6 protein-coding genes are annotated in these 9,031 nt (G+C 46.7%); 4 read left to right on the top strand and 2 right to left on the bottom strand.

What is annotated here, in order from left to right; translation table 11 throughout:
- Positions 1 to 103: 103 nt before the first annotated feature.
- Positions 104 to 1,741, bottom strand: a complete 1,638-nt coding sequence (locus G588_RS0106320; RefSeq protein ID WP_242830343.1) for a glycoside hydrolase family 43 protein — start codon at positions 1,739 to 1,741, stop codon at positions 104 to 106.
- Between the two features lie 228 nt (positions 1,742 to 1,969).
- On the opposite strand from G588_RS0106320, the gene G588_RS0106315 reads away from it, so the two are divergent.
- The 4 genes from G588_RS0106315 (at position 1,970) to G588_RS0106295 (ending at position 7,958) form a co-directional block, all read left to right on the top strand.
- Positions 1,970 to 3,964 (top strand): 2-isopropylmalate synthase, encoded by a 1,995-nt coding sequence (locus tag G588_RS0106315; protein WP_022777915.1) that lies wholly within the window; start codon positions 1,970 to 1,972, stop codon positions 3,962 to 3,964.
- 637 nt (positions 3,965 to 4,601) lie between these two features.
- Complete coding sequence (locus G588_RS0106305) at positions 4,602 to 5,246, top strand: L,D-transpeptidase (protein ID WP_022777913.1); 645 nt, start codon at positions 4,602 to 4,604, stop codon at positions 5,244 to 5,246.
- 223 nt (positions 5,247 to 5,469) lie between these two features.
- Positions 5,470 to 6,873 carry an NAD(P)/FAD-dependent oxidoreductase gene (locus G588_RS0106300; RefSeq protein WP_022777912.1) on the top strand — a complete coding sequence of 468 codons (1,404 nt, stop codon included), beginning with the start codon at positions 5,470 to 5,472 and terminating at the stop codon, positions 6,871 to 6,873.
- On the top strand, positions 6,870 to 7,958 hold the full coding sequence (locus G588_RS0106295) for a peptidylprolyl isomerase (protein WP_022777911.1): 1,089 nt from the start codon (positions 6,870 to 6,872) through the stop codon (positions 7,956 to 7,958). Before G588_RS0106300 ends, G588_RS0106295 begins: the two co-directional genes overlap by 4 nt.
- Here G588_RS0106295 and G588_RS0106290 read toward each other — a convergent pair.
- On the bottom strand, positions 7,948 to 8,823 hold the full coding sequence (locus tag G588_RS0106290) for a helix-turn-helix domain-containing protein (RefSeq protein ID WP_022777910.1): 876 nt from the start codon (positions 8,821 to 8,823) through the stop codon (positions 7,948 to 7,950). The two genes, G588_RS0106295 and G588_RS0106290, sit on opposite strands and share 11 nt — an antisense overlap.
- Between the last annotated feature and the right edge of the window lie 208 nt (positions 8,824 to 9,031).

The following is a 9,031-nucleotide window of genomic DNA, read 5'->3' as shown; positions in this document are numbered from 1 at the left end:
GTTTTTATACCAATGGGGACGGTTCTGTTTGGTATAGTTTTGCGCGCAAAACTGTACCAAACAGAACCGTCCCCATTGGTATAAAAACCGTCCCCGTGTCATCTTAATTATATTGGAAGTTCATAAACTTCGCTGCTCCGCCAAAGGTCTTGGTGCTATATGCAAACAGTCCAAATCGCGCACCGGTGAAGTGATCCAGCTTGAAATACAGTTTTTTCCCGGGGCCAAGAGCTGTGAAGGTATCTGATCCGACCGCTGCGTAGCTGAAGCGAACTGTGTCTTTCATGTCAGTGAAATCAACGTCTGCTCTTAAACGAATAGAGGAAGCACCGGGAGATACTTCATCAAGGGCAATTGAGGCCAGTTCATTGGGAGCCTCATCGTCTTTTCTTTCACCCCAGATTCCTGGGACATTTATTTCTCTTGAACACATAACTATATAGAGCCTGCCGGATTCTTTTTTGAGGCCAATGAAGCCGTAGGAGCTCTGAAGAAGGCTAAGTCCTGCGTAGTCGCCGTCATTTAAGGAGGAACCGTCGAGGGTGACTTCACCGGAGCAGCAGGGCATAAGGGTGCGCTGGGTCAGGGTGTTCTGGGCCTGTACCAGATTGGAGGAGATCTTGCCGGTTGTGATCTTCAAAAAGCCCTCTTCAGTATCATGCTCTATCAGGCTAAGCTCAGGCTCGTGGTTAAACTGCCAGAAGCTCTTAAAGCCAAAGGAAGCTTTGTTCTCTGACTCCTTGAAGTCATCGGAGCCGTAGAGAGGATCATAGCTATAGCCCGGCTTAAGGTCTTCAATCTCGAAGTCTTCAGGCAGGTATGCACCAATGGTGGAAACAGTGTTTTTGGAGGTTTCAGAAACGCCGTATACAGGGAAAACGTCCCTGAATTCCACGGGAATAAGATAGGGAATCCTTCCCACCGCGCCGCTGTCCTGAAAGAGGATGGAGTACCATTTTCCTGAGGGAGTATCTACGATGCCGCCCTGAGCAATGCCGCTGTTGTGATAGCCGTTGTCGTCGTCAAAAACATCTTTTCCCACAAATTCACCTTCTAAGGAGTCGGCCACAAAACAGCTCTCGGTGCGTCTTCCGGTGGACTTCAATATATGAATGAAGAAGATATAGTATTTGCCGTTTATCTTGTAAATGTGAGAACCCTCGTAGCCAAGGTAGTTCTCGTCAATATCCTTTACCACAAGCCTATTGAGGCCGCCCTCCTTGGGGCCGGTCAGGTTCTCATCCAGCTCGGTCAGATAGATTTCTCTGTTGCCGTAGACAATATAGACTCTGCCGTCGTCATCAAATAATATGGAATTGTCGTGATAAAAGCCCTTGATCTCGCTCTTTTTCCAGGGACCGGTCACAGAGTCTGCGGTATACAGATAGGTCTTGTGGGTGTCGTTGGCGACAAATACCACGTAGAATCTGCCGTTATGATAGCGAAGGCTGGCTGCCCACATTCCCTGGCCGTAGGCATTTTCTTTCCCTGCAAGCCTCTGGGCATCGGTGGAGTCAAGTCTGTCATATACATAGGCGCAGTGCTCCCAATTCACCAGGTCGTGGGATCTTAAGATCTCGCAGCCCGGAAAAAAGTACATTGTAGTGCTGACGAGATAGTAGGTGTCGCCCACGCGGATAACGTCAGGATCAGGGTAGTCCATTCTTGTAAGCGGGTTGATGGTAGGATGATTGGCCATTGTGATATCTCCGTATTTGCTGTGATTAAGGTTTTTATTCATTATATAGTCGGGATTTGGCTGCGTTCTACGTAGATATTGCTATAATAAAAAATATCAATCAAAATGATTAATATTACCATGATGTAATTGCATAAAAATGTGGTAACATAATTATTATCAACAAAAAAGAGCAAATTTAACATTTTTATCTATAAATTTGTCAATAAAATCGACCGATATTAATATTGCAGTTTAAAAAAAATCAAGAAAACAAAGGGGAGCAGCATTATGGAAAATTACAAGAAGTACCAGCGTCAGTATTTTATGCCACCTAAGTCTACCTACGATTGGGTTAAAAAAGACTACATCGACCATCCGCCCATCTGGTGCAGTGTTGACCTTCGTGACGGCAACCAGGCCCTTATCGAGCCCATGAGCCTTGATGAGAAGCTGGAGTTTTTTACAATGCTGGTTAAGCTTGGTTTCAAGGAGATTGAGATTGGCTTCCCCGCAGCTTCAGAGACGGAGTTTGAATTTGCCAGAACTCTTATAGAGAAGAACATGATTCCCGATGACGTTACGGTTCAGGTTCTTACCCAGGCCAGAGAGCACATCATCAAGAGAACCTTTGAGGCTGTCAAGGGCGCTCCTAAGGCCATCATTCATCTGTACAATTCAACTTCTGTAGCTCAGCGTGAGCAGGTGTTCAAAAAGAGCAAGGAAGAGGTTAAGAAGATCGCTGTTGACGGTGCCAAGCTCCTTGATAAGCTGGCAAAAGAGACAAATGGCAACTTCTCCTTTGAATATTCCCCGGAGAGTTTCCCGGGAACCGAGGTGGACTATGCTGTGGAAGTCTGCAATGCGGTTCTTGATGTGTGGAAGCCTACCAAGGACAACAAGGTTGTCATCAATATTCCTACAACAGTTGAGATTGCTATGCCTCACGTTTTTGCAACTCAGGTTGAATATATCAGCAAGAATCTTAAGTACCGCGAGGCCGTAACTCTTTCTCTGCATCCTCACAACGACAGAGGCACGGGCGTATCCGACGCTGAGCTTGGCTGTCTTGCAGGTGCTGACAGAATTGAGGGAACACTTTTTGGAAACGGTGAGAGAACAGGTAACGTTGATATTGTTACCCTTGCTGTTAACATGTACTCCCACGGAGTTGATCCGGGACTTGATTTCTCGCATATCACAGAGGTGGGAGAGACCTACGAGAGACTTACCAGAATGCGTATCTATGAGAGACAGCCCTATGCAGGCCAGCTGGTATTTACCGCATTTTCAGGATCTCATCAGGATGCTATCTCCAAGGGCTTTGCCTGGCATGATCAGAAGAAGGACAAGGGCATCTGGTCCGTTCCTTATCTTCCCATCGATCCCAAGGACCTTGGCAGAGAGTACGATGGAGACGTTATCAGAATCAACAGCCAGTCCGGCAAGGGCGGCGTAAGCTACATCCTCAAGACCAACTATGGCATGATGGTTCCCAAGGAAATGCAGGCAGATGTATCCTATACCATCAAGGATATCTCCGACAGAGAGCATGCAGAGCTGTCACCTGCAAGAATCTATCAGATCTTCGAGGACAAGTACGTTCACAACGACAATATATTCAGGATTCCTGCATGTCATTTCAAGCAGATTGACGGTATTCTTGCAGAAGTAACCATTGCCCATGCGGACAAGGAACACAAGGTTGAGGCCAACGGTAACGGTCGCCTCGACGCTGTAAGTAACGCCATCAAGCAGTACTTCAATGTCAGCTACGAGCTCTCTGTATATGAGGAGCACGCCCTTTCAAGAGGTTCGTCCTCCAAGGCCTGCACCTATGTTGGTATCACCTTTAACGGCAAGAAGTTCTGGGGCGTTGGTATCGACGAGGATATCATTAAGTCCTCCATCAATGCGCTTGTTATCGCCGTTAACCAGATAGATGATGTAAAAGAGAGCACCGGCGGCAAGGATGAGAGGATCAACTCCATCATCAACTATATCCAGGAGAATTACCTGACGGTAACGCTGGATGACCTGTCAAGCCAGTTCTATCTTTCCAAGCCGTATCTTTCCAAATATATTAAGGAGAAGTCGGGAATGACGTTTGGGGAGAATGTGAAGAGGATCAGGCTTAATAAGGCTAGTACGCTGCTGAGGAATGGAAATATGAAGGTGGAGAAGGTGGCGGAGGCTGCCGGCTATCAGAATGTGGAGCACTTCAACCGCCTCTTCAAGAAAAAATATGGGATGACTCCTGTACAGTACCGCAGCAGCACCAGGTGATTGGGTGTTCCAACCCGGACGCCGTCCCTCCCCGGAGCCTTCTTCCGGGCCAGAATAACATAAATACTCGCCAATCCAAAGAGCCTTCTTCGGGCCAGAATAACAGAAATATTCGCCGCTCTTTCGCTTGAATTTGTGGCATTCCATAAAGACCCTGCCGGGTCTGCAACTCAAAACTCCGTCCGGATTATAGTGACATGGCTTCCCGTAGGGGACATGGCCGGACGTCAGACATTGAGCTGCGAACAGACCTGGCAGGGTCTTTCTGCAATGCTCACAAATTCTGACGCTCCCTCACAGGCTCACATTTCTGTTATTCTGGCCCAAAAGAAGGCTCCGGGGAGGGACGGCTGCGTGTTGGCAACATGATCTGGTACTACTGAAGGTACATGTACAGGGGACATTAAGGGGCTGCAATCAGGGGGAGAGGAGAGAGTCGGTTTTGTACTCCGTGGGCAATCTAATTGGAGTTTGTAAGTGAAATTATAAGGATACGCAGGAGAGGGGGGATTGCGATAGTTGGGGTGTGAACATTTGGAGGGATGCAGTTCTGAGAGCTGGATTGTGAAGTGGGAGTTTCGGATGTTTTAAGGCTTTTTTTAGAAATGGGGAGAACGGTAAGAAGTATAATTAATGTATGAAAAAACATACATTAAAGCGTGTAAAAAAATATGATAGAGCAAAAGCGGTTAAGGCTGTTATGGCTGTAGCTGTGGGCTTTTTTATGATGCTCTCTGTATCAATCACAAGCCGTGCTAGTGGCTTTGATCCGGAGTATTATGCCAGGAAGTATCCGGATGTGGTGAATGCGGTGGGAAGTAGTACTTCGGCACTGGTAAATCACTATATCAATTTTGGAATCTATGAAGGAAGATTTCAGAATGAAGAGGAAGAAAAGGCCGGAACACCGCTTAATACCTATGTTGACGTGGACATAGAGAATCAGACGGTGACCTTTGTTCAGGATGGAGTGCCTATCTTGTCGACTCCCTGTGTGACTGGAGATCTATCGCAGAATCGTGGTACGCCTACAGGAATATATGCTGTGTATGGGCATGTTCGAGGGAAGTGGCTTACAGGGCCCACATGGCACAGCTGGGTAGAGTATTGGATGCCTTTTACCAAGGGCGGCTGCGGACTTCACGATGCCAACTGGCGTAGCAAATTCGGAGGTGAGATATACAAGACTGCAGGATCCCATGGCTGTGTGAATCTGCCGCCGGAAATAGCGGCCCAGTTCTTTGAGTTGGCCCAGATTGGAACTGTAGTAAAAGTACATTGATAAATAAAAGTGCCTGTCACTTCATCAAACGAAAGTGCCTGTCACTTCATCAAACGAAAGTGCCTGTCACTTCAATATGCTAAAGTATCCTTTGAGACACTTTAGCATATTGAAGTGACAGGCACTTTCGTTTGATGAAGTGACAGGCACCTATAGGTTGGAATCGAGCTCATTTCATGATATAATATGCTGCTATGACTTTGTGTTATATAGGAGGTTATTTATGGCAAGAGACGTAGATGTCATCATTATCGGCGCAGGCCCCGGCGGCATTTTCTGCGCATATGAACTTATGGAGAAGAGACCCGATCTCAAGGTCCTTATGATAGAAAAGGGACGTTCCATCGAAAAGAGAAACTGCCCCAAGCGTGTAACCAAGACCTGCGCAGGCTGCCAGCCCTGCTCAATCACAACGGGCTTTGCAGGCGCGGGAGCTTTTTCAGACGGTAAGCTGTCTCTTTCACCGGATGTGGGAGGCAATCTTCCCGAGATTCTGGGATATGACAAGGCTACTGAGCTGATTCATGAGTCCGACGAGATTTATCTTAAGTTCGGAGCGGACAAGAGCGTATACGGTGTGGACAAGGAGAATGAGATTCGCGAGATCAGAAGGAAGGCCATCAACGCCAACCTTAAGCTCGTTGAGTGCCCCATCAGACACCTTGGTACCGAAGAGGGCTACAAGATCTACAGTAAGCTCCAGGAGCACGTTCTGTCCAAGGGCGTTGAGATAGAATTTAATACCATGGTGACAGATATCATTGTGGAAGATGGAACCGCTGTCGGCGTTAAGACCGACAAGGGCGAGGAATACAGAGCAAAAGAGATCGTCAGCGCCGTTGGACGTGAAGGCGCTGACTGGTTTAAGGATAAATGCGAAGAGATCGGCATTGAGACCAAGCCCGGAACAGTTGACGTTGGTGTCAGAGTTGAGGTTAGAGATGAGGTTATGCAGTTCCTTAATGAGAATCTCTATGAGGCCAAGCTCATTTATCACACACCAACCTTCGATGATAAGGTAAGAACCTTCTGTACCAATCCTTCCGGAGAAGTTGCGACTGAGTACTACGAGGGCGGACTTGCAGTTGTTAACGGACATGCTTATAAGGGAAAAGAGTTTAAGACCAACAACACCAATTTTGCCCTTCTGGTATCCAAGAACTTCACCAAGCCCTTCAAGACACCTATTGAATACGGCAAGAAGATCGCTGAGCTCTCCAACATGCTCTGCGGCGGCAAGATCCTGGTTCAGACCTACGGCGATTTCAGAAGAGGCAGAAGGACCACAGAGGAGAGACTGTGCAGGAACAACCTGATTCCCACCCTTAAGGATGCGGTGCCGGGCGATCTGTCCCTTGTTTTCCCTCACAGAATCATGGTGGATCTGGATGAGATGATCCAGGCTCTTGACAAGGTAACACCGGGAATTGCTTCTGACGAGACACTTCTCTATGGTGTTGAAGTTAAGTTCTATTCCAATAAGGTTATCGTCAACAAGGATTTTGAGACCAGTATCAAGGGACTTCGCGCCATCGGCGACGGAGCAGGTGTAACCAGAGGACTTCAGCAGGCCAGCGCCAACGGACTGTCCGTTGCCCGCAGCATCATTAAGACATTGGAAGCATGAGTAAAAGGCGTGATAACTCCAAAACAAACATGATCACAAGGAAGGCTCTTGCCCTGGTGGGAGCCTTCGTTCTTGCGTCTTCATCTCTTGCGGGATGTGCTGCTCCGGAGCGTAAGATCGTTTTTACCACGGGATTTTCAGACGATGAGGTGTTCAGAATAGAGGACAGTGTCTGCAGTATTCAGGAGGCCTTCGTCTATCTTGTTAATACACAGGTTGGTTATGAGAATTCCTTTGGCAGCGATATCTGGAAAAAAGAGACCGACAGCGGCAGCGTAGAGGAGAGGCTCAAGGAGTCGGTTCTTGCCAAGCTTGCCCAGATCAAGGCAATGAATCTTCTTGCCAAGGACAACGGCATAGAACTGGACGAGGAAGAGGAGAGCAAGGCCCTCGCCGCTGCAGAGGAGTATTATTCCTCTCTGTCACCTGCGGATATAGAAGCCATGAAGGGCGTTACTATGGATGATATCCTTCAGATAATGAGGGAGCAGGCCATTGCGGACAAGCTCTATGAATATATCATTAGGGATATCAATCCTGAGATCAGCGACGACGAAGCAAGAACCATCACAGTGGAGCAGATACTGATAAGGACCTACGAGCTTGACGGCGAGGGAGAGAAAATCCCTCTTTCCGAGTCTGACAAAAAGAATGCCTACCTTAAGATAAGGGAAGCAGCTGCAGCCCTTAGGGACGGCGAAACAAGTTTTGAAGAGGTATCCGCAACCTATAATGAAGCTGACGATTCTGTCCTTTCTTTTGGTAAGGGCGAAATGGAATCGATATACGAAGAAACAGCCTTCAATCTGGGAACGGAAGAAGTCAGTGACATCATCGAAACCAGTGAAGGCTATTGTCTGATCAAATGTATTAGTACGTTTAACCGTGAAGAAACAGAAGCAAATAAAGTTAAGATTGTTGCCAAGAGGAAAAGAGAAGTCTTCGGTCAGCAATATGACGCCTTTGTCGCAACTCTCACCAAGGAACTGAACGAACCGCTATGGAATTCGGTCAAACTGGTTTCTGACGAGAATGTCACAACTTCTGATTTCCTTACAGTCTACAAAAAGTATTTTAATTCTTAACATCACCTTTCCAGTACATGTTTTTGAACTCCGTGGGGGTACAGCCCTTATGGAGTTTGAACATGCGGATGAAGGATGATATCGACGAATATCCGCAGCTGACCGCCACATCGGTGACGCTGCTTCTTGGCTCAACAAGCAGTTCCTGAGCCTTGGCAATCCTCTTTTGATTAACATATTTATAGAAGCTCATACCGGTGAAGCGCTTGAAGAGTCTCTCGAAATAGAACTTGCTAAAGCCGCTGAGACTTGCAAGCTCATCCAGCTTGAGATCATCACAGCAGTGCGTGTTGATATAATCGCAGATCTCCGTGAGCTTGACTGCGATCTCATCCTGACTGCGGAGCTTCTCATCAACGGATCTGGCAGCGGTTTCTGCCTTGTTCCTGCCAATAAGTACCAGCATCTCCAGGAGCATGCAGTAGATATTGATCTCCGAGCAGGTGGTGCTGTGGAGATATTCTTTTTTGATGGAAAGAAGAAGATCCCTTACTTTGCCGTGAATTTCAGGGTAATCCTCCGGTGTGATGACAATATAAGGATAGATTGCGGACATAAGATCCTCAATCTCAGTCATAAATCGAAGATGGGAAGTGTTGGGCTGGAAGATGATTCTGCGACCGGTTTCGGGAGCAATGATCGCATGAATGCAGCCCGGACAGATCAGAACGATGTCATATTCTCTGAGTCTTACGAGCTTGTTGTTGAAATTCAGTGTATAGTAATTCTCCAAAGGCATAATGATCTCAATGGCAGAGTGCCAGTGAGACGGATAGTCTTCGTACTCGTTGTTGTCATAGAGCTTAAGGGTAGTACTGGTCTTGCAATTGACGGTCTCAATAAAGCCATTCAAAGTCTCTATCATATTCAGTTCCTCCCATAATACTTTTCATACCTTCCCCGTGTTAATTGTTGCTTTTTTTCAGCAAAAAATCAAGAGAAAAAAGCAATATATTTTATACTTTTTTTAGAAAATAGGATGAGTTTTGTTAGATGTTCCTAAACTATTTTAAAGATAACGAAAAAATTAGTGAAATGCTACATGAATTCGGCTTTTGCGGAGGGCAAGAATT

The sequence above is a fragment of the Butyrivibrio sp. AE3009 genome, assembly GCF_000420845.1.
Taxonomy (GTDB): domain Bacteria; phylum Bacillota; class Clostridia; order Lachnospirales; family Lachnospiraceae; genus Butyrivibrio.
Note: the sequence above shows the minus strand (reverse complement) of the source record. Positions and strands in the feature narration are given on the sequence as shown.

What these genes read in the sequence shown, in the direction of transcription:
- G588_RS0106315 (WP_022777915.1), top strand. Translation starts at nt 1,970, where the DNA reads ATGGAAAATTACAAGAAGTACCAGCGTCAGTATTTTATGCCACCTAAG.
- G588_RS0106295 (WP_022777911.1), top strand. Translation starts at nt 6,870, where the DNA reads ATGAGTAAAAGGCGTGATAACTCCAAAACAAACATGATCACAAGGAAG.
- G588_RS0106305 (WP_022777913.1), top strand. Translation starts at nt 4,602, where the DNA reads ATGAAAAAACATACATTAAAGCGTGTAAAAAAATATGATAGAGCAAAA.
- G588_RS0106290 (WP_022777910.1), bottom strand. Translation starts at nt 8,823, where the DNA reads ATGATAGAGACTTTGAATGGCTTTATTGAGACCGTCAATTGCAAGACC.
- G588_RS0106320 (WP_242830343.1), bottom strand. Translation starts at nt 1,741, where the DNA reads ATGAATAAAAACCTTAATCACAGCAAATACGGAGATATCACAATGGCC.
- G588_RS0106300 (WP_022777912.1), top strand. Translation starts at nt 5,470, where the DNA reads ATGGCAAGAGACGTAGATGTCATCATTATCGGCGCAGGCCCCGGCGGC.